General features: G+C 68.5%; 23 protein-coding genes. 9 read left to right on the top strand and 14 right to left on the bottom strand.

The window, feature by feature from the left end; all coding sequences use genetic code 11:
- Window positions 1-18 precede the first annotated feature (18 nt).
- From BMZ21_RS08810 to mutL, 3 genes are read left to right on the top strand one after another with little or no spacing between them, the layout of a single operon-like run.
- The gene (locus BMZ21_RS08810; RefSeq protein ID WP_091831921.1) at window positions 19-1314 is read left to right on the top strand and encodes a M16 family metallopeptidase; all 1296 of its coding nucleotides are present in this window, start codon (window positions 19-21) and stop codon (window positions 1312-1314) included.
- A gap of 54 nt (window positions 1315-1368) precedes the next feature.
- Window positions 1369-2661, top strand: coding sequence for a M16 family metallopeptidase (locus tag BMZ21_RS08805; protein ID WP_091831919.1), 1293 nt, complete (start codon window positions 1369-1371; stop codon window positions 2659-2661).
- Between the two features lie 22 nt (window positions 2662-2683).
- Entirely contained in the window at window positions 2684-4504 is a 1821-nt protein-coding gene (gene mutL / locus BMZ21_RS08800) for a DNA mismatch repair endonuclease MutL (RefSeq protein WP_091831917.1), read from the top strand.
- A gap of 113 nt (window positions 4505-4617) precedes the next feature.
- Here the strand turns inward: mutL and BMZ21_RS29880 are convergent, their stop codons facing one another.
- The 3 genes from BMZ21_RS29880 to BMZ21_RS08785 form a co-directional block, all read right to left on the bottom strand.
- On the bottom strand, window positions 4618-5181 hold the full coding sequence (locus BMZ21_RS29880; protein WP_143079679.1) for a hypothetical protein: 564 nt from the start codon (window positions 5179-5181) through the stop codon (window positions 4618-4620).
- A gap of 844 nt (window positions 5182-6025) precedes the next feature.
- The gene (rsmD, locus tag BMZ21_RS08790) at window positions 6026-6586 is read right to left on the bottom strand and encodes a 16S rRNA (guanine(966)-N(2))-methyltransferase RsmD (protein WP_091831913.1); all 561 of its coding nucleotides are present in this window, start codon (window positions 6584-6586) and stop codon (window positions 6026-6028) included.
- Window positions 6587-6596: 10 nt separating this feature from the next.
- Window positions 6597-8738, bottom strand: coding sequence for a pseudouridine synthase (locus BMZ21_RS08785; protein WP_091831911.1), 2142 nt, complete (start codon window positions 8736-8738; stop codon window positions 6597-6599).
- Window positions 8739-8872: 134 nt separating this feature from the next.
- Between BMZ21_RS08785 and BMZ21_RS08780 the strand changes: the two genes are divergently transcribed.
- Entirely contained in the window at window positions 8873-9337 is a 465-nt protein-coding gene (locus BMZ21_RS08780; RefSeq protein WP_280141470.1) for a nucleoside deaminase, read from the top strand.
- Between the two features lie 284 nt (window positions 9338-9621).
- On the top strand, window positions 9622-10032 hold the full coding sequence (locus tag BMZ21_RS08775) for a D-Ala-D-Ala carboxypeptidase family metallohydrolase (RefSeq protein ID WP_167561575.1): 411 nt from the start codon (window positions 9622-9624) through the stop codon (window positions 10030-10032).
- Between the two features lie 7 nt (window positions 10033-10039).
- Here BMZ21_RS08775 and BMZ21_RS08770 read toward each other — a convergent pair whose 3' ends face one another.
- Window positions 10040-10780: a sulfite exporter TauE/SafE family protein gene (locus tag BMZ21_RS08770; RefSeq protein WP_091831907.1), complete on the bottom strand. Its 741-nt coding sequence runs from the start codon at window positions 10778-10780 to the stop codon at window positions 10040-10042.
- A gap of 150 nt (window positions 10781-10930) precedes the next feature.
- On the opposite strand from BMZ21_RS08770, the gene BMZ21_RS08765 reads away from it, so the two are divergent.
- Window positions 10931-11677 (top strand): ArsR/SmtB family transcription factor, encoded by a 747-nt coding sequence (locus BMZ21_RS08765; protein WP_244543755.1) that lies wholly within the window; start codon window positions 10931-10933, stop codon window positions 11675-11677.
- On the opposite strand, the gene BMZ21_RS08760 is transcribed toward BMZ21_RS08765, so the two are convergent.
- From BMZ21_RS08760 to purD, 5 genes are all read right to left on the bottom strand, one after another.
- Window positions 11637-12506 carry a patatin-like phospholipase family protein gene (locus BMZ21_RS08760; protein WP_091831905.1) on the bottom strand — a complete coding sequence of 290 codons (870 nt, stop codon included), beginning with the start codon at window positions 12504-12506 and terminating at the stop codon, window positions 11637-11639. The genes BMZ21_RS08765 and BMZ21_RS08760 overlap by 41 nt on opposite strands.
- Before the next feature lie 145 nt (window positions 12507-12651).
- A complete protein-coding gene (locus tag BMZ21_RS08755) occupies window positions 12652-13566 on the bottom strand; it encodes an alpha/beta fold hydrolase (protein ID WP_091831903.1) in 915 nt (304 codons plus the stop codon).
- On the bottom strand, window positions 13563-13988 hold the full coding sequence (locus BMZ21_RS08750; protein WP_208862238.1) for a type II toxin-antitoxin system VapC family toxin: 426 nt from the start codon (window positions 13986-13988) through the stop codon (window positions 13563-13565). The genes BMZ21_RS08755 and BMZ21_RS08750 overlap by 4 nt, the downstream gene beginning before the upstream one ends.
- The gene (locus tag BMZ21_RS08745; RefSeq protein WP_091831901.1) at window positions 13985-14239 is read right to left on the bottom strand and encodes a type II toxin-antitoxin system VapB family antitoxin; all 255 of its coding nucleotides are present in this window, start codon (window positions 14237-14239) and stop codon (window positions 13985-13987) included. Before BMZ21_RS08745 ends, BMZ21_RS08750 begins: the two co-directional genes overlap by 4 nt.
- 62 nt (window positions 14240-14301) lie before the next feature.
- Window positions 14302-15582, bottom strand: coding sequence for a phosphoribosylamine--glycine ligase (purD, locus tag BMZ21_RS08740; RefSeq protein WP_091831900.1), 1281 nt, complete (start codon window positions 15580-15582; stop codon window positions 14302-14304).
- Between the two features lie 92 nt (window positions 15583-15674).
- Between purD and xseA the strand changes: the two genes are divergently transcribed.
- Window positions 15675-17198, top strand: coding sequence for an exodeoxyribonuclease VII large subunit (xseA, locus tag BMZ21_RS08735; RefSeq protein WP_091831898.1), 1524 nt, complete (start codon window positions 15675-15677; stop codon window positions 17196-17198).
- Window positions 17199-17354: 156 nt separating this feature from the next.
- Window positions 17355-18083 carry an SGNH/GDSL hydrolase family protein gene (locus BMZ21_RS08730; protein WP_167561574.1) on the top strand — a complete coding sequence of 243 codons (729 nt, stop codon included), beginning with the start codon at window positions 17355-17357 and terminating at the stop codon, window positions 18081-18083.
- Window positions 18084-18115: 32 nt separating this feature from the next.
- Here the strand turns inward: BMZ21_RS08730 and BMZ21_RS08725 are convergent, their stop codons facing one another.
- Window positions 18116-18961, bottom strand: a complete 846-nt coding sequence (locus BMZ21_RS08725) for a dienelactone hydrolase family protein (protein WP_091832449.1) — start codon at window positions 18959-18961, stop codon at window positions 18116-18118.
- Window positions 18962-19080: 119 nt separating this feature from the next.
- On the opposite strand from BMZ21_RS08725, the gene BMZ21_RS08720 reads away from it, so the two are divergent.
- Window positions 19081-19302 (top strand): DUF2093 domain-containing protein, encoded by a 222-nt coding sequence (locus tag BMZ21_RS08720; protein ID WP_091832446.1) that lies wholly within the window; start codon window positions 19081-19083, stop codon window positions 19300-19302.
- Here BMZ21_RS08720 and lpxK read toward each other — a convergent pair.
- The 4 genes from lpxK to BMZ21_RS08700 are packed head-to-tail and all read right to left on the bottom strand — an operon-like array spanning window position 19270 to window position 22620.
- Entirely contained in the window at window positions 19270-20304 is a 1035-nt protein-coding gene (lpxK, locus tag BMZ21_RS08715) for a tetraacyldisaccharide 4'-kinase (RefSeq protein ID WP_091831894.1), read from the bottom strand. The two genes, BMZ21_RS08720 and lpxK, sit on opposite strands and share 33 nt — an antisense overlap.
- Window positions 20304-21605, bottom strand: coding sequence for a 3-deoxy-D-manno-octulosonic acid transferase (locus tag BMZ21_RS08710; protein ID WP_091831892.1), 1302 nt, complete (start codon window positions 21603-21605; stop codon window positions 20304-20306). Before BMZ21_RS08710 ends, lpxK begins: the two co-directional genes overlap by 1 nt.
- Window positions 21602-22351: a lysophospholipid acyltransferase family protein gene (locus BMZ21_RS08705; protein ID WP_091831890.1), complete on the bottom strand. Its 750-nt coding sequence runs from the start codon at window positions 22349-22351 to the stop codon at window positions 21602-21604. Before BMZ21_RS08705 ends, BMZ21_RS08710 begins: the two co-directional genes overlap by 4 nt.
- Before the next feature lie 26 nt (window positions 22352-22377).
- Window positions 22378-22620, bottom strand: a complete 243-nt coding sequence (locus BMZ21_RS08700) for a DUF4170 domain-containing protein (protein ID WP_091831888.1) — start codon at window positions 22618-22620, stop codon at window positions 22378-22380.
- Window positions 22621-22817 lie beyond the last annotated feature (197 nt).

The raw sequence follows: 22817 nt of genomic DNA, 5'->3' as shown, positions 1-22817 counted from the left end.
CAGGAGCTTTTCAAGGTCATGACGGTGCACACCGCTCCCGCCAACACAGCCAGCCAGATCGACTCCTACAGGCTCGCCAACGGGCTCCAGATCGTGGTCGCGCCCGACCACCGCGCCCCTGTCGTCACCCATATGGTCTGGTACCGCAACGGCTCCGGCGACGATCCGGCCGCCAAGTCGGGCATCGCCCATTTCCTCGAACACCTGATGTTCAAGGGCACGGCGAAATGGCCGGCCGGCGAGTTCTCGAAGATCGTCGCGAGCTATGGCGGCCAGGAGAACGCCTTCACCTCCTATGACTACACCGCCTATTTCCAGCGCGTGCCGAAGGAGCACCTGCGCGCGATGATGGACTACGAGGCCGACCGGATGACCGGCCTCGCCTTCGACGAGAGCGTGGTTGCGCCGGAGCGCGATGTGGTGCTGGAAGAGCGGCGCATGCGCGTCGACGCCGACCCCGCCGCCCAGCTCGGCGAGGAGTTCTCCAGCGCGCTCTATGTCCACCATCCCTACGGGACGCCGATCATCGGCTGGGAGCACGAGATCGAGGGGCTCTCGCGCGACGACGCCTTCGCCTATTACCAGCGCTTCTATACGCCGGAGAACGCCATCCTGGTCGTCGCCGGCGATGTCGAGCCTGCCGAGGTCCTGCGTCTCGCCCAGGAGACCTATGGCGTGATCCCGGCCCGCGGTGAGGCGCCTGCCCGCAAGCGTCCGGCCGAGCCCGAACCGCGCGCCGCCCGCCGCGTCGCCCTCAACGATCCGCGCGTGCAGCAGCCCTCGCTACGCCGCGCCTGGCTGGCTCCGACCTATGTCTCGCCGCAGCGTGACGAAGCCTTTGCGCTCGAACTCGCAGCCGAGATTCTCGGCGGGGGTACGACCTCGCGGCTCTATCGCAAGCTCTGCGTCGAGCAGGAACTCGCCGCCGGTGCCGGCGCTTATTTTATGGGCTCGATGGTCGACCGCTCTGCCTTCCAGCTCTCGGTCAGCCCGCGTCCGGGTGTCGAGATGGCGGCGCTCGAAGCCGGGCTCGATGCGGCGCTCGCCGCTTTCATCGCGGAAGGGCCGACCGAGCTCGAGCTCGCCCGCGCCCGCACCCGTCTCGTCGCCGAGACGGTCTTCGCCCGCGACAGCCAGTCCTCGCTCGCCCGCATCTTCGGCTCGGCGCTCGCCGTGGGCGAGAGCGTCGAGGACGTGCTGCTCTGGCCGCAGCGCATCGAGGCCGTGACGCGCGAGCAGGTGATGGAGGCGGTTCGGCGCTATCTTCGCCCCGATCGCTCGGTCACAGGCCTGCTCCTGCCGGCCGCCGCCTGATATCGCGCTCAAAGCCATTATGGGCGGGCTATGGTCCGCCACCGAGGATTGCCGATGACCGTTTCGCTCGCTCCCGCCACTGCCACTCCCGGTCCCTCGCTCGCCGTCCAGCGCGTCACCGCCGCTTGCGGTGTCGAGGCCTGGCTGGTCGAGGAGCACAGCCTGCCGCTGCTAGCCCTCGATTTCGCCTTCGACGGCGGCGCCAACCGCGATCCGGCCAATGCCGCCGGCAGTGCCAACCTCATCTCCGGCCTGCTCGACGAGGGCGCCGGCGATCTCGATGCCGAGGCCTTCCAGGGCCGGCTGGCCGACCACGCCATCAACCTCTCCTTCGATGCCCGCCGCGACGACTTCCACGGCCAGCTCCAGACGTTGTCGCAGCATCGCGAGACCGCCTTCGAATTGCTCGGCCTTGCGCTCAATGCGCCGCGCTTCGACGCCGATGCGGTCGCGCGGGTCAAGGCGCAGGTTATCGCCGGCCTGCAGCGCCAGGCGCAGAACCCGGATGTGATGTGCCGCAACGCTCTCTTCGCCGCCGCCTTTCCCGGCCATCCCTATGGTCGGCCGGAGCGCGGCGACGTCACCAGCGTCGGTGGCATCGAGCCCGCGGCGCTGAGGGCGCTGACGCAGGGCCTCTTCACCCGCGGCGGTCTCAAGGTCGTCGCGGTCGGCGACATCACCGCGAGCGAGCTGGCTTCGCGGCTCGACGCTCTCTTCGGTTCTCTGCCGGCCGGGGCGCCGCGTGTCGAGCCGGCAGCCCCCTTGCCGGTCGCAGGGCTCGGCCAGACCCATGTCGTCGATCTCGACGTGCCGCAGACCGTGCTGCGCTTCGTCGGCCCCGGCCTGATGTGGGATGATCCGGATTTCATCGCTGCGACCGTGCTGAACCATATCCTCGGCGGCTCGGCCTTCACCTCGCGCCTGTTCATGGAAGTCCGCGAGAAGCGCGGCCTCGCCTATGGCGTCTCCTCCAGCCTGATGCCGCTGCGCCAGACCGGCTTCCTCGTCGGCGGCACCTCGACCCGCAACGACCGCGTGGCCGAATCGATGAGCGTGATCCGCGAGGAGATCGCCAAGCTCGTGACCGAAGGGCCGAGCGAGCACGAGGTCGAGGAGGCCAAGCGCTATCTGATCGGCTCCTACTCGCTGCGCTTCGACACCTCGCCGAAGATCGCCGGCGAACTGCTCGGCCTTGCGATCCGCGGGGAGCAGCCGGACTTCGTCGAGACCCGCAACCAGCGCTTTGCCGCGGTGACGCTGGCCGATGTCCGGCACGTCGCCCAGCGCCTGTTCGGCGCGGGCAAGCTGCTCGTCCAGGCCGTCGGCCGGCCGGTGGGGCTGGTCTGACGCTCCCGGCCGAGGAGCTCTCATGAGCATTCGCCGTCTCGATCCCGTCCTGGTCGATCGCATCGCCGCCGGCGAGGTGATCGAGCGGCCGGCCGCAGCGGTGAAAGAGCTGGTCGAGAACGCGATCGACGCCGGCGCCAGCAGCATTGCCGTCACCATCCGGGCCGGCGGGCGCGAGTTGATCCGCGTCGTCGACGACGGCATCGGCATGAGCCCGGAGGACCTTACCCTCTGCGTCGAGCGCCACGCCACCTCCAAGCTCCCCGATGGCGACCTTTTCGCCATCCGCTCGCTCGGCTTTCGCGGTGAGGCGCTGCCCTCGATCGGCTCGGTGGCGCGGCTGTCGATCACCACGCGCCAGCGCGATGCGACGCAGGGCTGCGCCCTCGTGGTCGAGGCCGGCGCCAAGGGGGCGGTCAGGCCGGCGGCGGCAGCGCCCGGCACCCGGATCGAGGTCAGCGACCTCTTCATCTTCACCCCGGCCCGCCTGAAATTCCTGAAGAGCGACCGCGCGGAGGCGCAGGCCGTCTCCGACATGCTGCGGCGGCTCGCCATCGCCCATCCCGAGGTGCGCTTCTCGCTCGAGGGCGAGCATGCCGGCGCCTTCGACTGGCCAGCCGAGCCGATCGGTTCGGATGGCCATCTGCGCCGCCTCGGCCGCGCGCTGGGCCGCGATTTCCCGGATAACGCCGTGCCGGTCGAGACCGAACGCGAGGGCGTGAGGCTCTCCGGCTTTGCCGGCCTGCCGACCTTCCATCGCGGCACCTCGGCCGGCGTCCACATGGCGGTCAACGGCCGGCCGGTGCGCGATAAGCTGCTGCTCTCGGCGGTGCGCGGCGCCTATGCCGACGTGGTGCCCTCCGACCGCCACCCGGTGCTCTATCTCGACGTGCTCTGCGACCCCGCCGTCGTCGACGTCAACGTCCACCCGGCCAAGAGCGAGGTTCGCTTCCGCGATCCGGCGCTGGTGCGCGGCCTCGTCGTGTCGAGCCTCAAGGCGGCCTTGGCAGGCGCCGGCCACCGCGCCACCACCACCGGCGGCGCCCGCACGCTCGACGCCTTCCGCGCGGTGTTCTCGGGCGGCGGCTTCGGCAATGGCGGGCCGGCCACGATCCAGCGCCCGAACTTCGGCAGCGTCGCCGATTGGCGCATCCCAGAGCCGGCCATGCCCACCCAGCCGATGCAGGCCGGCTTTTCCGATCTCGCCATGCCCTCGGCCGATGCGAGAGCCCATCTTGCCGAGCCGCCGCAGGACGCGCTCGACCGGCCGCTCGGCGCGGCCCGCGCCCAGGTCCACGGCACCTATATCGTCGCCCAGACCCGCGACGGCATGGTCATCGTCGACCAGCACGCCGCGCATGAGCGCCTGGTCTATGAGCGCCTCAAGGCCGAACGGGCGAGGACTGGCATTGCTCGTCAGCCCATGCTCTTGCCCGAGGTGGTCGAGCTCGATCCCGTCGACGCCGACCGGCTGAACGCCGCGGCTTCGGACCTCGCCTCGCTCGGCCTGGTCATCGAGAGCTTCGGCCTAGGGGCCGTGCTGGTGCGCGAGGCGCCGGCCGCGGTCGCCGGCGGCGATCTCCAGGGCATCGTCCGCGACGTCGCCGACGCGCTCGCGGAGCATGGCGACGCCGGTTCGCTGGAACGGCGGCTCGACCATGTGCTGGCGACGATGGCGTGCCACAACTCGGTCCGCGCCGGCCGCCGCCTGCGGCCCGAGGAGATGGACGCGCTCCTGCGCGAGATGGAGGCTACGCCGAATTCCGGCCAGTGCAATCACGGCCGGCCGACCTATGTCGAGCTGAAGCTCAGCGATATCGAGAAGCTGTTCGGGAGACGGTGAGTTGGGCGCATTTAGCGGCCGACCATCTTTGGAGTCACATCATTCAGCAGTCTCGCGATCGGCGAGATAGTGGCGGCCTATCCCACAATTCAATAGCGGCATCACGCATAAGGTCAGCGCTGCGGCTCTTTGTCTAAACCGCTGAATGCGCCTTCAGCCTCAAGCTTTTTGGCCAAACTTGGAAAATGACGAGCCGCAGGCCAATCCCTCTCAGAATCCCAGTAGCCGATGCCTTTGAGGTGGACGATAGGTGCACCTTCCTTGCTCATGCGCCACAGCATAGTGCTCAGAACCGTCTCAGGCTCGGTGCCGTCTATGACCAGCCCTCGCTCACGCAGCAAGTTCAAAAGCACTGTTCGCTGGATTGGAGCGCCGTGAACCTCAATGAGTTCACGAGTTACGCGCGCGACCTCTTCCTTTGTTGAATTGTTGGTCGCCATGCGCTTTCGAGGCGACGGCGAGGGCAGCGGAATGTCATCTCGGATTGGCATAACCACGACTGGCTCCTTGGCAGTCGCAGCGTTCGTGACATCTGCGTACTTATGCCAAGTTGCGATGAACGCATCGATCTCCGCTGCCGAGCGTCGCCATTCTTCGATTTGTTGTTGAGCTCGATTGATCTGTGCGGCTATCGCATCACGGTGGCGAAGAGCGTTCTCAAGAGCCTTGTCGGACATTTTTTGTTCCCCGGGCGTTCGCTGATTTCATAGCACAAAAGAATCTGCTGGGGAATTCAGGTTTGTTGTGTGAATGGCTCTTGTGCCCATTCAGGACATCGGTCATAATTTATCGTCGGCCTGAAACGAGTACGGCCCGGACAGAGGCGATTGCAGTCGCCAGAGCCGGGCCGATTTCAGGTGGCAGCCGGGGTGTCGTGGCACGACCGGATGCCGGAACGCGGGAGTGGGCTCCCAGAGTTCGCTATTGGAATATAGCCCCTCTCGCCTCTCGGCGCAACGTGCCTTCATTCTAGGAGGCACCGATGAGCGTTATTGCTTGTCACTGGGTGTCTGCGTACACGCGCATCCGCTTCGGGCGGCTTGAGCATGTCTGCGGACACTGGCGCTGTTGCTGGTAAGGTTTTCAGCGCCTTAGTCGGTCGATGGCTTGCGATTGCGGTTTGAAACTGACGTACCACGTCTTGGGCGTGCTGGCCGTCGGGAGAAACTCCTCCCGACGGCATTTTTCCATTTCTCCGCTAGTTCGGGTCCGGCCAACATAGTTTGCAACAAAACGGCTCAGTGCTTCACCTGAGCGGATCGTGGGCTTGAAGGTAATTTCAACTGTCACCTGTCGTTGCTCACGTTCTTGATTGTAGCGCTCGGCTACATATTCGGGGCGCGACGGACACGGAGATTAAGCGCGAAAATCGGACCGGGGATAAGATTGCATTCTATCCCCGCTCAACCTGGTCGTCCCGGGCGACCGCAGGGAGACCCGGGACCTATTCCTGAACCTTTATCGGAGACGCCCAGGCATGGATCCCGGATCTCCGCTTCGCTCCGTCCGGGATGACCTGTCTCACACCACCCGCAAGAACCGCACCTGCGTCTCGCCATAATCGCGCCGATCGAGCTCCTCGAACCCGTCCGGCAGCGTGATCCCGGCGTCGGCGGCTTCCTCCAGCACGATCAGCGCATCGCTCGCCAGCCAGCCGCCTTCTCGGGCCGAGGCGAGAGCTTTTTCACCCAACCCCTTGCGATAGGGCGGGTCGCAGAAGACGAGGTCGAACGGCGCCATGCCGGTGATCGGGCCGAGCCTGGTCGCGTCGCGCCGGAAGATGCGGCTATAGCCGGCGAGCCCGAGCGCCATCTGGTTCTCGCGGATCAGCCCGCGCGCCTCGGCCCCGTCATCGACCAGCAGCGCGAAGGCGGCGCCGCGCGACAGCGCCTCGAACGCCATCGCGCCGGTGCCGGCGAAGAGGTCGAGCACGCGCGCGCCGTCGGCCGCATCGCCATGGCCATGCGCCAGCACGTTGAACAGCGATTCCCGCAGGCGGTCCGAGGTCGGCCGGATCGCGCCGATGCCCGGCTTCGGGCTGGCGAGAGACCGGCCGCCGAAGCGCCCCCCGACGATGCGCATCGATTAGACCTCAGCCGCGACGGTCACGCCCGCCACCAGAGCGCGGCGGACCGGAGCGCGGCGGGCGCTTGTCGCCGCCAGGGCGCGGGCCGCGTCCGCCCGGACGATCGCCACTTGGCCGGTCGCCGGTCGGCTTGCCGCGGAAGGAGCGGGCAGGGCGTTCGTCGGAACCAGCGCCCGCACCTGGCGGGCGCTTGCCGCGCGTCGGTTTGTCGGCCCAGTCGCCGCTGCTGCGCCAGGGTGCTTCGCCGCCGCGATCGCGGCCGAAGCTCTCCTCGCGCGGTGCCCGGCTTGGGCGCTCGCTGCGTGGCGCGCGCGCCGGCCTGTCCTCGCGCGGCTCGTCGCTGGGCTTGGCGCTGATGCGCTCGACCTTGACGCGCCGGCCCTTCGGATCGGCGATCGCCTTGTCGCGCACGCGCGTGACCGTGCCGGTGGCCTCGCGCACCTGCCGTTCTTCCTTCGGATCGGCGCCACGGCGCGGTGGTGCCTTGCGCTCGCGCTGCGGCTCGGCCTCGACATCGCGCCAGACGCCGCGCGTCCACGGCTTGTCGCCGCGCAGCGGGCGCGCCTCCTCGGCCTGCTCCTCGCGCGGCCGGCGGCGCGGGCGATCGTCGCCGGCGGGCGCGGGCCTGCCACGGGCGGGCCTGTCGTCCGCTCGAGTCTCGTCGCGCCGCGGCGAGTCGAAATCGACGCCGGCCTTGGCCATCAGCTCGGTGCCGAGCTGGTCCTTGAGCACTTTGGAGCGGACCTCCTCGGCCTCGCCCTCCGGCAGGTCGCCGAGCTGGAACGGGCCGAAGGAGACCCGGATCAGCCGGTTCACCTGCAGGCCGAGATGCTCCAGCACCGTCTTGACCTCGCGGTTCTTGCCCTCGCGCAGGTCGACGGTCAGCCAGGTGTTGGACCCCTGCTCGCGCTCGAACTGCGCGATGACCGGGCCGTACTGGACGCCGTCGATGGTGACGCCGCCTTTCAATGTGTCGAGCTGGGCCTGGTTGACCTGGCCGAAGGCGCGGACGCGATAGCGCCGGAGCCAGCCGGTCTCGGGCAACTCCAGCATCCGCGCCAGCCCGCCGTCATTGGTGAGCAGCAGCAGGCCTTCCGTGTTGATGTCGAGCCGGCCGACCGAGAGCACCCGCGGCAGGTCCTCCGGCAGCGCGTCGAACACGGTCGGGCGCCCCTCGGGGTCATGGTTGGTCGTCACCAGGCCGCGCGGCTTGTGGTAGAACCAGAGCCGCGTGCGCTCGCGCGCCGGCAAGGGCTCGCCATCGACCAGCACGACATCGTTCGGGCCGACATCGAGCGCCGGGCTCTCGATCACCCTGCCGTTGACGCTGACGCGGCCTTCCGCGATCAGCGCCTCGCTGTCGCGGCGGGAGGCGACACCGGCGCGAGCCATCACCTTGGCGATGCGCTCCGGCTCCTGTGGCGCAGCCGGAACCGATACGGCCTCGGCGATCTCGGCGGCGTTGCGATGCGCCCGGTCGGGACGAGTGCGCGTCGGGTTGCTGCCGCGCGGGGTGTCGAAGCGCTTGCCGCCGCCGAAGCTGCGGCCTTCGCTGCGCTCGCGCGGCGGCCGGTGCTCTTCACCGTCACGCGAGCGGAAGGGACGTTCGCCGCCTTCGCGCGGTGGGCGCGAGGGTGCGCCGTCGCGGGAGGGGCGTGCCGCACGACGCTCGTCATCACCACGTCCACGGAAGGGACGGTCTCCATCGCGCGGTGGGCGCGACGGGGCGCCGTCGCGGGAAGGACGTCCGAAGCCACCGGGCCTGTCACCACCGGTCCTGTCGCGACTTGGCCGGTCGCCATCGCGGGGCGGCCGGCTGGCGCGGCGCTCGTCGCTGCCGCGGTCGCGGAATGGCCGCTCGCCACCCTCGCGCGGCGGCCGCTCGCCGCTCGGGCGCTCGCGGAATGGCTTCTTCTCGAAGCGACGCGCCGGGCGCTCACTATCGCTGCGGCGCTCGGCGCCTTCGGCCGGCGCGCGCCGGGGGCGCTCCTCGCCATCGCGCGAACGGAAGGGCGGCTTCCCGCCGCGCGCGGGCGGACGGCCACCGGAGCCACCGCGTCCGTGACCGCCATCGCGCCCGCCGCCGCGGCCGCCGGCGCCGCCGCCCTTGCGCGGGCCGCGGCTTTTCTGGTTGTTGTCGTCGCTCATGGTGGCTCCTGAAGCCGGATCATCGCGGACCGGGTTGCGAAGCGATCCGGGACGGCAGCGGCTCTTGAATCTGGTATTAGCCGGCGCTTGTAGCAGGCGACTTCGCCCGCTGCGAGCGGCAATGATGGGGTTCGATGGGATCGATCGACGCAAAGCAGATCGAGACGCCGATGGCGCGGGCGCTCGCCGAGGCGCGCGCCGCGGCGGAGCGCGGCGAGGTACCGGTCGGGGCGGTGATCGTCCGTGGCGGCGAGGTGCTGGCGAGCGCCGGCAACCGCACGCTCGAGCTGAAGGATCCGACTGCCCATGCCGAGACATTGGCGATCCGGCTGGCCTGCGAAGCCATCCAGTCGGAACGGCTGATCGACTGCGATCTCTATGTCACGCTCGAGCCCTGCCCGATGTGCGCGGCGGCGATTTCCTTCGCCCGGATCAGGCGGCTCTATTTCGCAGCCTCGGACCCGAAGGGCGGTGCGGTCGAGAACGGCGTCAGGCTCTATCGCAGTCCGAGCTGCCATCACGCGCCCGAGGTCTATGGCGGCCTGAGCGAGCGCGAGGCGGCCGAGCTGCTGCGCGACTTCTTTCGCGAGCGGCGCTAGCATTTACGAATGAAGTAATAGACCGATTTTCTATAGAAAATATGCTATCAAGACTGTGTATATTTTCGACGTAAGGGCCAAGAGCGCCTAGTCCGATCGATCTAGCTCCAATGGGGTAAGCGCGCTTCGAGTTGATCGACCGAGGCGTTGCTGGCGCTTTTCGCCATGTTTTTGCCTTCTATCATTCGTACGTCGCCGCTGCACTGCTCAGCCAGACCAAGGAATGGTGGCTTGAGCCTTCCATTCTCCAAAGTCGGTAAATCTCCATTATGCGTAAAGTTGCGTTGGCTGCGCTGTCCGCGGCCTGCTGGTCTGTGTCTCCCTCCTTCGCCGCCGATACCCATCTCGCGATGATCTCGTTCCAGCCCCAGGTGAAGGGGCTCGGCTGCCTGAAGCCGGAAGCCCTCGGCATGATCAAGGAACTTACCGCCAAGATCGGCCCGATCCAGATCACCTCGACATGCGGCGGCCGCCACGCCCGCAACTCCCAGCACTATCGCGGCAATGCCATCGACTTCCGTCCTCTCGCCACCTCGCCACGGAACGCCGCAGCCGTTGCCAAGAAGATCGAGAGCGTCGGCGGCGTCGGCTCCTATTCGAACGGTCTCGTACACGTCGATGTCGGCGACCGCGAAATCGCCTGGTATGGCCACAAGCGCAGCCGCCGCCTGGCCTATGCCGGGCGCGGGCGTTGAGTTCAGCTCAGAGCAAGGTCCGGACGACCAGATAGCCGCCCAGCGCCAATAGCCCGGCGAAGAAGCAGAGCTTGAAGGTCGCAGCCGAGATCCGCTGGCGGATCGCCTGGCCGAACCACATCCCGGCCAGCGCCGGCAGCAGCGCCAGCAGCGAGGCGCCAGCGACCTTCAGGTCGAGCGCTCCGGCGCCGACAAGCCCGAAGGACAGCGCGATCGTCGAGACGATGAAGGAGAGGCCGAGCGCCTGCACCAGTTCGTCCTTGTCGAAGCCGAGCGCCTGCAGATAGGGCACGGCGGGCAGCACGAAGACGCCGGTCGCGGCGGTGGCGGCGCCGGTGATGACGCCGACCAGGGGGCCGAGCCAGATTTCGGTCTTTTCGGGCACGCGCAGCTTGGCCGCCTTCAGCCCGACCAGCGCATAGAGCACCAGCGCGATACCGAGCCAGAGCGTCGCCGAGCCGTCCTTGGCCTTCTCCAGCAGCCCGGCTCCGGCCCAGGTTCCGACACAGGTTCCGGCCAGCATCGGCCAGAGACGGATGGCGATGGCCTTCAGCTTTGGCCCGGCGAGCTGCCAGCTATTGGTGACGAGGTTGGGGATGACCAGCAGCGCCGCCGCCTGCGCCGGCGCCATCACCACGCCGAGCACGCCGACTGCGATCGTTGGGAGGCCGAGCCCGATCACGCCCTTGACGAAGCCGGCGAGCACGAAGGTCGCGGCGATGAAGGTGAGGAGCGTCGTCTGGTCCATGATCCTGCCAGTCCCGATTGCGATGCCGTGACTTCTGGCAGTCCTGACCCCGGCTGTCGCTTTTCGATACTACGGTCCCCGCCGTAGCGTCCTTGCTTGCCTCAGCGGGCACGGACGTCATCATGGCAGCCACAATGGAGGCGTCGAGCCATGGCCATGCACGGACCCTATCTCGCCGAGATCGCCCATCTGATGGGGGATCCCGCCCGCGCCAACATGCTGCATGCGCTGATGGATGGCCGCGCGCTGACGGCGAAGGAGCTCGCCTTTCTGGCAGGCGTCGCGCCGCAGACTGCGAGCGGTCATCTCGCCAAGCTGATGCAGGGCGGCCTGCTCGATGTCGCCGCGCAGGGCCGCCATCGCTACTACCGTCTGGCCGGGCCGGAGGTCGCGACCGCATTGGAAGGGCTGATGGTGCTCTCCGGCGGCCAGGCGAATGGCAGACGGTTGCCCTCGCGCATCAGTGCCGACCTCGCCCGTGCCCGTACCTGCTATGATCATTTCGCCGGCCGCCTGGGCATCGCGATCCATGATGCGCTTTTGGCGGGCGGCCATCTCACCGTCGCCGATGGCGGCTACGGGCTGACTCGTTCCGGCGTCGCGCTCTTCGCCGGGCTCGGGATCGATCCGGCGACGGCGAGCAAAGGCAGGCGGGCGGCGCTGCGCCCGTGTCTCGACTGGAGCGAGCGCCGCCCGCATCTCGCCGGCTCGCTCGCGGCGGCCTTGGCCTGCCGCTGCCTCGAGACGGGCTGGGTAATGCGGATCAAGGATAGCCGCTCGGTGGTCCTGACGGAGAAGGGTCGTGCGGCGCTGGAGGCCGGCTTGCCGGGCTTCTGCTGCGACGAGCCCGAGGCGGTCACGCCGCCCGTTCGAGCGCCTCTGACAGCCTCCGCTTGACCTCGTCCTTCGCCGGCTGGGCGGCGTCGAGGATCGCCTGCCAGCGGAAGAAATCGAGTCCGCCGAAGCCCTCGCCACCGGCGCGGATCAGGATGTCCGGCGGCTGGCGCTCGATCATGCGCTGGACCAGTGCCCGCGTCAGGATCTGCGAAACGCCGACCATGGCTTCCAGCGGCTCGGGCACGCGGCTGTCGCTGACCGTCGCGGGTGCGCTGGTGTCGACCGCGAGGACGAGGCGCCCCGGTCCGAGCAGGCGGTCATAGGGCAGGGGATTGATCGCGCCGCCATCGATCAGAACGCGGCCGCCGATCGTCACCGGCTTGACCAGGCCGGGGATCGCCAGCGAGGCGGCGACAGCCGGCGTCAGCGGGCCGCTGCCGAGCATGACCTCGTCATGCAGATGATAGTCGGTCGCGACGCTGAGGAAAGGGATGCCGAGCTCCTCGAAGCGATCGGGCACGGCCTGCGGCCAGAACAGGTCGAGCAGGCGCTCGCCATCGATCAGCACGGGGTTGCCGAGGCCGCCGCGCCAGAGATCGGCGATCTTGCCGATGCGTGCTTCGAGCAGCCTGGCGATCACCCGGGCCCGGTCGCGGAAGCTCGCCTCGACATGGGCACGCAGGTCGCGGCCGGAGAGGCCGGCGGCATAGGCCGCGCCGACGATCGCCCCCATCGACGAGCCGGCGATCAGCGCCGGCTTCAGACCAAGCTCATCGAGGGCCTCCAGCACCGGGATATGGCTGAGCCCGCGCGCGCCGCCCGAGCCGAGCACGAGGACGAGCTCGGGCTTCGAAGAGACTTTGTGCGTCGTTGGCAGGGCTGAGGTCATGGCGAAAGGCGATCCGCTTCTACCCTTTCATAGTCATCCTGGGCGACCGAAGGGAGACCCGGGATCCATCCCGAAACCTATATTGGCGAGGCTCAGGCATGGATCCCGGATCTCCGCTTCGCTGCGTCCGGGATGACCAGCATGTTTATGAAAGCGGTTGCACCAGGAAAGGTATCACCTTTGCCAGCGTGTCCTGCGGATTCTCCTCCGGCAGGAAGTGGCCGCTGGCGATTGCCTGCCCCTCTGCCTGCGGCGCGAAGGTCTCGTGCCAGATGTCGAGCGGGCTTGCGCCCTTGGCCGGGATGCCGGCCTCGCCCCAGAGCACCAGCACCGGGCAGAGGATCTTTTTGCCCGCGCCGAGATCGGCCTTGTCGTGCGCGAGATCGGTCGTCGCACCGGCGCGATAATCCTCGCAGGCGGCGTGGATACGCGACGGGTCGTTGAAGGAGTCGGCATAGGCGGCCATGGCCAGCGGGTGAAAGGCCTCGATCTTCTTGGCTCGCGTCCAGCTCGCGATCGTGTGGTCGAGCCAGCCGGCGGGGTCGGCCTGGATCAGCTTCTCCGGCACAGGCTCGGGCTGGGCCAGGAAGGTCCAGTGATAGACCTGCATGGCGCGCGCCGCGTCCATGCCTTCCCACATCGAGACGGTCGGCAGGATGTCGAGCAGGACGAGCCGCTCGACCCGGCCGGGATGGTCGAGCGCCAGGCGGTAGGCGACGCGGGCGCCGCGATCATGGCCGATCACGGCGAAGCGGTTGAAGCCGAGCGCGCTCATGACGGCGACGATGTCCTCGCCCATGCCGCGCTTGCTGTAGAGCGCCTTGCCGCCATCGCCATGCGGTGCCGCCGACCAGCCATAGCCGCGCAGATCCGGGCAGACGACGGTATGGGTCTTGGCCAGTTCGCCCGCCATCTCGTGCCATTCGGCATGGGTCTGCGGGAAGCCGTGGATCAGCACCACCGGCGGCCCATCGCCGCCGACACGGGCGAAGATCTTGCCGACCGGCCCGTCGATCCAGCGCGCCTCGAATCCGGGGAAAAGGCTGTCGATATTGGTCATGGCCGCAACTCCTGTGATGCTACGGCCGCGACGAGGTCGGTCCGGCCGAAATCCTCGCCCTTGTAGAGCAGAGGCGCGTTCAAGGATTTGGCAAGAGCATAGGAGAAGCAGTCGCCGAGGTTGAGCTTGGCGGGATGACGCCCCTTGCCGAAGCGAGCGAAAGCTTCGGCTGCGAGGACGGCTTGCTTCTGGTCCAGCGGGGCGGACTCGACGCCAAGATATTCGAGCAATCTTAGATGCAAGGCGACTGGAGCATTGGCGTTGCGGCTCGTGGAAACCATGAAGCTCTCAACGAAGGTCACCATCGAGCAGAAGTTGGCGGCACTGGCGTTGAGCGCGGCTAGCAGCCTGTCTCGTTCAGGCTCGTTGCGAAGGATGGCGATGATCGCCGAGCTGTCGACTACGATCGGCGAGCTGATCACGAGGGAACGCCGTTCTCATCATAGCCAATGATTTCGTCATCGGTCAGATGCTCGTTGATCCTTGGATAGGAGCGGATTTCAGCGAGCGTTCGCTCCAGCTTCTCCATGTCGATCCGTCCCTTGCGCGGTGGCAGCTCAGCGAGCTCGCGCTCCGCCGCTGTCTTGACCGCATCGGTGATCGTCCTACCGGTGCGCGCGGCAAGTTCGCGGACGATTCGGTCGGTCTCGGGATCCTTGATCAGGATGGCCATGACATCCTCGTATATATATATCGATCGTATCTCGATATATATACGAAGCGGCGGTCGCTTTGTCAGCCTTCGCGCTCGCGCTTGACCGCCTGCCAGCCGATGTCGCGCCGGCAGAAGCCACCCGGCCAATCGATCAGGTCGACGGCCGCATAGGCCTTCGCCTGCGCCTCGCTGACGCTTTTGCCGAGCGCCACGATGTTCAGCACGCGCCCGCCATTGGCGACGATATCGCCGTCCTTCGCCTGCGTGCCGGCATGGAAGACCAGCACGTCCTTCTCGGCGGCGGCCTTGTCGATGCCCTTGATCACGCTGCCCTTCTCCGGTGTGCCGGGATAGCCTTTCGCCGCCATCACCACCGTCAGCGCGACCTTGTCGGACCAGCGCAGGTCTACGGCGTTGAGCACGCCGTCGCGCGCGGCGAGCAGGGCAGGCACGATGTCGCTCTTCAGGCGCGGCATCAGCACCTCGCATTCGGGATCGCCGAAGCGGGTGTTGTATTCGATCAGCTTCGGGCCATCGGCCGTGATCATCAGCCCGGCGAAGAGCACGCCCTTGAACGGCGTGCCGCGCTGGTGCATGCCCGCCAGCGTCGGCCGGACGATCTGCGCCATCACCTGCTCTTCCATCGCCTGGGTCATGACGGGAGCCGGCGAATAGGCGCCCATGCCGCCGGTGTTCGGGCCGGTGTCGCCGTCGCCCACGCGCTTGTGGTCCTGGGCCGAGGCGAGCGGCAGCGCATGCGTGCCGTCGCAGAGCGCGAAGAAGCTGGCTTCCTCGCCGATCATCCATTCCTCGATCACCACCTCGGCTCCGGCCGCGCCGAGCCCGCCCGAGAACATCATCGCCAGGGCGTCATTGGCCTGCTCGACCGTCTCCGCCATGACGACGCCCTTGCCGGCAGCGAGTCCGTCGGCCTTGATCACCAGCGGCGCGCCGGTCTTGGCGACGTAGGCCCTGGCAGCGGCTTCGTCGGTGAAGCGGGCGAAACCGGCGGTCGGAATCCCGAATTCGGCGCAGAGTTCCTTGGTGAAGGCCTTCGAGCCTTCGAGCTGCGCGGCCGCCTTCGACGGACCGAAGGTCTTGATCCCGGCGGCTTCGAGATCGTCGGTGATGCCTTCGACCAGTGGGCCTTCCGGCCCGACCACGACGAGGCCGACGCCCATCAGCTTGCAGAAATCGGCAACGGCGCGGTGGTCGGCGATATCCAGCACGACATTCTCGCCGCATTGGGCGGTGCCGGGATTGCCCGGCGCGATGAAGAGCTTGTCGCAGAGCGGCGAGGATGAGATCGCCCAGGCCAGGGCATGCTCGCGCCCGCCGGACCCGATCAGAAGAATGTTCATCGCATCTCTCCGCTTGCTCGAAGGCGCAATAGCTGCCGCGGGCTGGCGGAGCAACGCTTCTGCTGGCGTCCGCGTGTCGTTAAATACGTTCCATGGACAGCGAATCGCCTCAGCCCGCCGGCAACGCCCCCGAATGGTCGGTCTCCGACCTCTCCGGCGCGCTCAAGCGCACGCTGGAAGACGCCTTCGGTTTCGTGCGCGTCCGCGGCGAAATCTCCGGCTACCGCGGGCCGGTCGGCTCCGGCCATGTCTATTTCTCGCTGAAGGATGCCAACGCCAAGATCGACGCGGTGATCTGGAAGGGCGTCTTCGGCCGGCTGAAGACCAAGCCACAGGAAGGGCTCGAGGTCATCGCCACCGGCAAGATCACCACCTTCGCCGGCAAATCGAGCTACCAGATCATCATCGATTCCCTGGAGCCGGCCGGCATCGGCGCGCTGATGGCGCTGCTGGAGGAGCGTCGCAAGAAGCTCGCCGCCGAGGGCCTGTTCGATCCCGGCCGCAAGCAGCTCATCCCGTTCCTGCCGCGCGTGGTCGGCGTCGTCACCTCGCCGACCGGCGCCGTCATCCGTGACATCCTGCACCGGCTGGAGGAACGTTTTCCACGTCAGGTCCTGGTCTGGCCGGTCCGCGTCCAGGGCGAGAGCAGCGCGGCCGAGGTCGCGAATGCGATCGCCGGCTTCAACGCGCTGCCGGAAGGCGGCCGGATTCCACGTCCGGATGTGATCATCGTCGCGCGCGGTGGCGGCTCGCTCGAGGACCTGATGGGCTTCAACGAGGAGGTGGTGGTCCGCGCCGCCGCGGCCTCGCTGATCCCGCTGGTCTCGGCGGTCGGCCACGAGACCGACGTCACCCTGATCGACCATGCCGCCGATCTGCGCAGCCCCACGCCGACCGGCGCGGCCGAGAAGGTCGTGCCGGTGCGGGCCGAATTGCTGGGGCAGGTGACGGACCTGTCGCGCCGGCTGTCCGGCGCGACGCTGCGCCTGTCCGAGCGCCGGCGCAGCGATCTGCGCGCGCTCGCCCGCGCGCTGCCGACGCCCGAGACCCTGCTGGCGGCGCCGCGCCAGCGGCTCGATCTCGCAGCTACGCGGCTCGGTCCGGCCCTGGCGCGCAATGCCCGCGCCTATGAACAGCGCCTGGCGCAGCTCGATCGGCGCCTGCATGCGCAATCGCCGGCGGCACGGCTTGCCACCCATGCGGCCCGGCTCGATGGGCTCGGCAAGCGGCTCGCGGCGGCGCGCGGCGCGCTTCTTCGTACCGAGCGCGACCGTATCGCCCGCGCCGGCGATCGGCTCGATGCCGTCGCTGCGCGCGCGGTCGCCGCTTTCACCGGCCAGGTTCAGCGCCGCCGCGACCGGCTGGAGAGCGTCTGGGCGCTCGCCGCCTCGCTCGGGCCGCAGGCGGTGCTGGCGCGCGGTTATGCGCTGGTGCGCGACGAGGGCGGCAATCTGCTGCGCAGCGCCACGGCAGCGCGGCCGGGATTGGCCCTTCAGGTCACGCTCGCCGACGGCAGCTTCGGCGCGATTGTGCCGGGCGGGGCTTCTCCGCCGCAGGTGCCGCGACAGGCCGCTCGCAAGGCGGTCGGCGGGAGCGGGCAGGGCGATCTGTTCTGATATTCCGAAAACCGGTCATTCACCACCAATTTGGATGAACCGCGTCCCGTTCAGATAGCGTTCAGCTAGCCCTGGCTAATCGCTGCCTGATAGCGGTTGGGGGAATGGTCCTTGATGCTCGCCGGTTTCCGGATACGCCTTGCTTGTGCCTTTGCCATGCTTGCGCCTCTGGGCCTGCAGGCTCAGCAGGCAAACGCGACCGAGTTCGTCTGCAGGCCGTCGACTCTCACACGCGATGCCGCTGATCTCGCTTCCGCCTGGAAGGGGGGTAGCGCTCCCCTACGCATTCTCGCCATCGGCTCGTCCTCGACTGAAGGAATCGGCGCCAGCGGCAAGGACAAGACCTATCCGGCCCGACTCGGCTCGCTGCTGCGCGAAGGGCTCGGAGGCCGCTCCATCGAGATGGTCAATGCCGGCATCGGTGGTGAAACCGCGCCGCAGACGCTTCTGCGCCTGAAGGCTGCGCTGGTGGACGGCCGCTACGATCTGGTGATTTGGCAGGTCGGCACGAACGACGCGGTGAACGGCGGCGACCTCGGCACCTTCCGCAATCTCGTGGCGGATGGCATCGCCGCCGCCAAGCAGGCCCGGACCCGGCTCGTCATCCTTGATCCGCAGTTCTATCCGGGCATCAAGGAGACGGCGCGTTATCGCGCCTATGTCGACGCCATCGCCGACGTCGCCAGGACGCAGGCGGTTCCGGTGCTGTCGCGCTACCAGGCGATGCTGAGCTGGTATCAGCGCGACGCGGAGGGCTTCATGGCGGCGCTCGCCGGCGACCGTTTCCATATGAGCGATGCCGGCTATGGCTGCCTCGCGCAGGACATCGCCCGCTCGCTCCTGGGCGACAAGCCGGCTGTGACGCTCACGGCCTCGGCACGCTGAGCTTTGATAAGGCCGCTGCTCGCCGGCCCGCTTCACTTGCCCATCAGGAAGGCCTTGACGCGCCTGATCGCATCGTCGCGCGCGGCCGGGTCGGTGCCCACCGTGACCTTGCCGGTTCCGGAGGCCGAATAGGCAACGCCTTCCTTCTCGCGCTTGTCCAGGCGCGGATGGTCGAAATCATGCACAGCGCCGGGATAGAGCACGAGCTCGACCGGTTCGCCACGGGCGCGAGCGGCCTTGGCGAGGAAGTCGCAAGGGGCAGGCGGCGTCCAGTCGTCGGCGTCCCCCATCAGGATCAGGGTCGGCAGCCTGGCCTCGAAGCTCCCCGACTCCGATTGCAACCGGCAGCCGGGATAGAAGGCGACGGCGCGGGCGAAATCCGGCTGGCGGTCGGCCGGCCGGCGGTCCTTTCGAATTGCAGCCAGAATGGTGGAGCCACCGCCCGACCAGCCGAGCAGCGCGATTGCATCGCGGCGGACATCGGGACGGTCCTGCAGCCAGCGCCGTGCCGCCATCGCATCGCCGACGCGTTCGCGGCTGGCGCGGATGGTGACGTCCTTGACGCCGCATTGCGAACCGAGCCCGCGCGACCCGTAGCTGTCCGGCATCAGGACGATGAGCCCGGTCCCGGCAAGGCGCTCGCCCCAGTCGCTATGCCGCATCGAAAGCTTGTCGGGCTCGCGCCAGAGGCCGCCGCAACCATGCAATGCGACGACGGCGGGGAACGGTCCTGGGCCTGTCGGCCGAAACATCACGCCGTCGAGCTGGTAATCGTCATGCGGGATGCGGACGCGTTCATAGCCGCCCGCCATCGCGGCTTCCGCGAGCAGGGAAACAAGACCAATCGCCAGCAAGGTGGCGCGGGTCAGGCTGGACATCATCGGAACTGACGCTATCACAGAAAGACCATATTGGAACAATGCGTGGTTTCAGAGATGGTTGCGTCAAGCTGCAACCTGTACGCTAACCGTCCGCCGCTCGATCCCCCGGCCCTATGATGAACATCAACGAACGTCTGCCCCCTTCAGGATCGGAAGCGCTGGTCGATTACGGCCATGGTGAGTTCCGCGTCGTGCGCCCTGGCGCCTTCGTCCGCTGCGCCGTCACTGGTGCTGCGATCCGGCTCGAGGATCTGCGCTACTGGTCGGTCGACTGGCAGGAGGCCTATGCCTCGCCTGAGGCGGTGCTATTGCGCGTGCGACGCGCCGGCCGCAGCTGAGCGGGCCTTTACGACGGTATGACGCAGCAGCGCGTCGAGTGCTGCGTCATCCTCGAAGGCGAGCGTGACCGGCACGCACAGAAGGAGCGAGCGTTCGGCCGCCGGCCAGAGTGGCGCGAGCTTGACCATGTCCTTCTCGGTGACCGCGATGCGGCAGGCCTTCGCCTTGGCGTCGCCGATCAGCGCCGCGACGTCGGCATCCGAATAGGCGTGGTGGTCGCCATAAGCGCGTTCGCCGGCAAGCCGCGCACCGGCGGCGCGCAGCGTCGCCGCGAATTTCTCGGGCCGCCCGATCCCCGAGGCGGCCAGAACCGATAGGCCGGCGAGCTCCGCCTGAATGTCGACCGGCGGCACGAGCTTGGCCCGCAGCACGCGTTTGCCGACTGTGAGTGCCTGCGCGGCGACATGCTCGCCGGCCGCTCCCTCACCGATGACGACGAGGGCATCGACCTGCCCGAGCTGCCCGGCGAGCGGTGCGCGCAGCGGCCCGGCCGGCAGGCAAAGCCCGTTGCCGACGCCGGCGGCGCCGTCGACGACCGCCAGTCGCAGGTCCTTGTGCAGCGCGGGATTCTGCAGCCCGTCATCCATCAGGACGACGCTGGCGCCCGCTTCGCGTGCGAGCGTAGCGCCGGCTGGCCGCTCCCGCGCTACGATCGTCGGCAGCTGCGCCGCCAGCAGCAGGGGTTCGTCGCCAACGTCGACGGCGCCGTGCCGGGCCGCGTCGACCCGCAGCGGGCCGGGCAGCCGCCCGCCATAGCCGCGCGTCAGGGCGAAGGGCGTCTCACCCATCCTGGCGAGCCGGGATGCCAGCGCCAGCGTGGTCGGCGTCTTGCCGGCGCCGCCGGCGACGAAGTTGCCGACGCAGATCACCGGAAGGCCGGCTTCGATACCCGGACGGCGCATGCGCTTCAGCGTGACCGCGCCATAGAGCATCCCGAGCGGTTGCAGCAGCCGGGCGAGGGCGGATGGCGGCGCGTGCCACCAGAAGCCCGGGGCGCGCATCACTCCACGCTCTCGCGCTGGCCGATGGTCGCGCGCAGCAGCAGCGGCTCGATCGCCTGGACGGTCCGTTCCAGCGCGCCGCTGAGCTCGGTGCTGGTGCGGGCTGCGGCCCGCGCGGCCTGGCGCGCTGCAGCGGGGTCGCTGAGCCAGCGATGCACTGCCTGGGCCAGCTCCTGCCGGTCGGCGACCTGGATTGCGCCACCGCCGGCATCGAAGGCGGCAAAGAGATCGGCGGATTTATGCACGAGCGGGCCATGCAGCAGGGCGCAGCCGAGCTTGGCCGGCTCGATCGGGTTGTGGCCGCCGATGGGGGCGAGCGAGCCGCCGATGAAGGCGACCGGCGCCAGCCGGTAGAACAGGCCGAGATCGCCGAGCGTATCGGCGATGTAGAAGTCGATGTCGCGCTCGGGGAGGTGGCCGAGCGAGCGCCGGGCGCTGGCGACGTCGTTGGCCAGCGCCAGCGCCTCGACCTCAGCGCCGCGATCGGGATGGCGGGGCACGACGATGGTGAGGAGCTTCGGCAGATGCGTCCTGACGCCGAGATGGGCCGCGAGCACGTCCTCTTCCTCGCCCGGATGGGTCGAGGCGGCGACCCAGACCGGCCGGCCGGCGGCGAGGCCGTCAAGCAAGGCAAGCGTATTGGGGTCGGCCGGTGGGGCGGGGACGTCGAATTTCAGGTTGCCGGCGATGCTGACGCGCGGTGCGCCGAGCTGGGCGAGGCGTTGCCCGTCCTCCTGCGATTGGGCCAGGCAGCGGTCGAAGCCGGAGAGCAGATAGCGCGAGGTCTGCGGGAACTTGTACCAGCGCCGGAAGGAGCGCTCCGACATGCGCGCATTGACCAGGACGAGCGGCACGCTGCGCTTGCCGGCTTCGATCATCAGATTGGGCCAGATTTCGGATTCGCAGATCAGGCCGAGATCGGGGCGCCAATGGTCGAGGAAGCGGCGCATATAGCGGGGAACGTCGAGCGGCAGGAACTGATGGATCGCCCCGGCCGGCAGGCGCTGCGCCAGGAGGCGCGCCGAGGTCACCGTGCCCGAGGTCACCAGCACGGCGAGCCCGCGCCGCTGCAGCCGCTCGATCAGGGGCAGCAGCGTCACCGTCTCGCCGACGCTGGCGCCATGCAGCCAGACGAGCGTCTTCGCCGGCCGCTCGATGCTCGGATGGCCCCGCCGCTCGGAAAGGCGTGCCGGGTCCTCCTTGCCGCGCCGGCGCCGCCAGAGCAGCAGGCCGGCGGCTGCCGGCTCGAGCAGGGCGGTGAGCGTCCGGTAGGTCTGGATGATGATGCTGCGGCCGATCATGCGGCGCTGGCCTTGGCCGTTGCTTTTGCAGCCTGGACTTCACGCAGGTCCGCGCCGGGATCGCGCGCGCCGATCAGCGCATAGGCGCGCTCATGCACGGCGTCGAGCCCGGCCTGGACGGCAAGGCGCGCCGCCTCGCAGGTCGCCTCGTCCGCCTCGCGAGCAACCCAGACGGGATCGCCGACGACGATGGCACCGCGCCCGAAGGGCAGGCCGATCGAGGCGCGATCCCAGCTGTTGAAGTCGATGCGCCGGCTGGTCACCACGGCGATCGGGTGGATTGGCCGCCCCGAGGCGCGCGCCAATTGGACGATGCCCGGGCCGCAGATGCGGGCGCGCTTGGGGATGTCGGCGGTCAGCACCATGGTGTCGCCGGCGGCGAGTCGGCGGACCATGGCGAGGAAGGCCGGCGCGCCGCCCTTCTCGCGGACCTTCTTGCCAGAGGCGCCCGAGCCGCGGATCGCCCCGATGCCGAGCTCGCGCAGCGCGACGGCGTTGAAGCCGCCGTCGCCATGGCGCGAGACCAGCGAGCAGGACGGCATCCACTCCGGCCGGGCGAACGGGATCATGACATGCTGGCCGTGCCACATCGCGATGATCAGCGGCAGCTCGCCGCGCACGCGATCATAGACGTCGGCCGGCTCGACGACGAAGCGGTTCGTGCGCCTGACCAGGCGCAGATAATAGGCGAGGCTGCGCCCAAGCGCCTCCTGCGCGAACTTCGTCTTGAGCAGCGAAAATCCCATCGAGCCGGACTGCAGCGTCTTTCAGATCAGCTCTGGGCTGTCGAGGGATCGAGCAGGCGATGCAGGTGGACGACGAAATAACGGGTCTGAGCCTGGTCGACGGTCTGCTGCGCCTTGGACTTCCAGGCCGCATGGGCGGCGGCGTAGTTCGGGTACACGCCGACGATGTCGACCTGGGCTAGATCCTTGAACTCGACCCCGTCGAGCGAGCTCAACTCGCCGCCGATCACGAGGTGCAGCAGCTGCTTGGTGTCCTGGCTCGTGCTCATCGTTCGTCTCCGACCGGTGTCCTGAGGTCTGCGTCGAAAGCAAGCTGGAGCAGCGCCGGACTTGCTCCGACCTGCCTTGCCTGCGCTTTTGCCGTGCGATCAGATAAGCCATCAGCCGCGCGCGCGCGAGGGCCGATCGCCAACAAATTGCGGTTATTTCCGGCAGCTTTCGCCCTGGCGCTGCGGCAGCGGCGTCG

Origin of the sequence: Allobosea lupini (genome assembly GCF_900109525.1) — a bacterium.
GTDB lineage: Bacteria > Pseudomonadota > Alphaproteobacteria > Rhizobiales > Beijerinckiaceae > Allobosea > Allobosea lupini.
This window is presented reverse-complemented; position numbering and strand designations above follow the sequence as displayed.